Here is a 1,621-nt window from a genome sequence, read left to right as displayed (position 1 = left end):
TTCACTAGCTCTTGGTCGATAGCACGTAGACCTTCAACCACGTCTTTTGCTACCGCTGATTTCACGTTGTTTAGGATAGCCGCGTTCGCTTGCTGAGGTGCTGCACGCTCAATTGGGTAACCTTCGCCGCGCTTGCCTGTGAACGCTTTTTCGAAGATGTAACGAACGTTCAATTCACCCGCCCAACCAAAACCTTTAGCAAATGCTAGAGAAATCGCGTTGCCGTTATTGATTTGATTGAACAGGAACGCGTCTGATGGCTCTAGGCAGTAACCACAAACAACGCCAGGGTGTAGGTTGCAAGACATCAATGCACCTTGGCCAGTACCACAACCAGTTACCACGAAGTCCACAGCTTTTGAGTTCAGCAGAATGCTCGCCATGATACCTAGGTGAATGTAAGTTAGGTGATGGTCGTTTTCATCCGTCATACCAACGTTGAAAACATCGTGACCAAGGCCACCTGCTACTGAGTTAAGCTCGCCAGCCACCATTGCGTTTTTCGCTGCTTGGCTGTTTTCCATCATTAGTGCAATTTTCATGTGTTACTCCTGCGGAAACTCCGCATTCAAATTTCAATTCTTAAACAAAATCTTTGCGCATTGGGGTGAAAGTATCGATAAGTACACCCGCTTTCAGACAAACGCAGCCATGCTCAATGTTTGGCTCTTTGTACATAGTATCGCCCGTTTTGACGATTTTTTTCTCATCACCGATGGTGAATTCAAACTCACCAGAAAGCACGTAAGTCAGCTGCTCGTGCGGGTGTGAGTGCATCGCACCAATTGCACCTTCTTCAAAGTGCACTTCTACCGACATCATGTTGTCGCTGTGTGCCAGTACTTTGCGTGAAATCCCTTCGCCGAGATCTTCCATCGGAATGTCTTGGTTAAATACGAACATGGTTCACCTAATAACTTGATTGATTAATCATGGATTCTGATTGCTGACGATGTAAGCGATAAATCGTCAATAAATTCATCACGATCACGGTCATTTCTAACAGCGTTCCACCAATGGAACCCACCAGAATATTATTGGTTAGCCAGCAAGACGCGCCGAGCAAAAAGCCAATGCGCATCCTGATCCCTGACAAGCAGAACACCGAGTATGTACCAATCACCGTCCCGATAATCGGCCATAAATCACGCCATTGCTCTGCTACCCAAAAACCACTGACTAAACTGATCACAATAAAGACAGCAGCAACTCGTTTCGACGAGACAAAAATCGCCGTGGTCGTTCTGAGCGCCGACAGCAATGCGCTCAGCGCAGAGACCATCGAACCCAGCAATAAAAAGTGGAGAAGATGATTGAGGTTAAAAATCAGCATCAAGATTTTTAGGTGCCTGTCATTCTTCTGGTAGAAGACGGAGAATCCCAAACCAAAACTAATAAACCCTAAAGCTTGCGCTAATATCGTGGTATCCACCATCACCTTCTCGCAACTCGATTAGCGCGCTAGCCAGCCACCATCTACTGCGATGGTGTAGCCGTTGATGTAATCCGCAGCTTTAGATGCTAGGAATACACAAGGGCCAGCTAGATCTTCTGGCGTACCCCAACGAGCAGCAGGAATACGGTCTACGATTTCTTTGTTGCGCTGTTCATCGGCACGCAA

Annotated in this window: 4 protein-coding genes; all 4 read right to left on the bottom strand. The window is 46.9% G+C overall.

Going from position 1 to position 1,621, the window contains the following annotated elements; all coding sequences use genetic code 11:
- On the bottom strand, positions 1–542 hold a 542-nt coding region (locus R7P35_RS24030; RefSeq protein ID WP_318092836.1), incomplete at its 3' end, for an RpiB/LacA/LacB family sugar-phosphate isomerase.
- A 40-nt stretch (positions 543–582) separates the two neighbouring features.
- Entirely contained in the window at positions 583–903 is a 321-nt protein-coding gene (locus R7P35_RS24025) for a cupin domain-containing protein (protein ID WP_005467181.1), read from the bottom strand.
- Positions 904–910: 7 nt separating this feature from the next.
- The gene (locus tag R7P35_RS24020) at positions 911–1,435 is read right to left on the bottom strand and encodes a YgjV family protein (protein ID WP_005497706.1); all 525 of its coding nucleotides are present in this window, start codon (positions 1,433–1,435) and stop codon (positions 911–913) included.
- A gap of 18 nt (positions 1,436–1,453) precedes the next feature.
- A partial coding sequence (locus R7P35_RS24015; RefSeq protein WP_318092837.1) for an SDR family oxidoreductase occupies positions 1,454–1,621 on the bottom strand: 168 nt, incomplete at its 5' end.

This window comes from Vibrio sp. Vb0304 (assembly GCF_033338995.1).
Lineage (GTDB): Bacteria > Pseudomonadota > Gammaproteobacteria > Enterobacterales > Vibrionaceae > Vibrio > Vibrio alginolyticus.
This window is presented reverse-complemented; position numbering and strand designations above follow the sequence as displayed.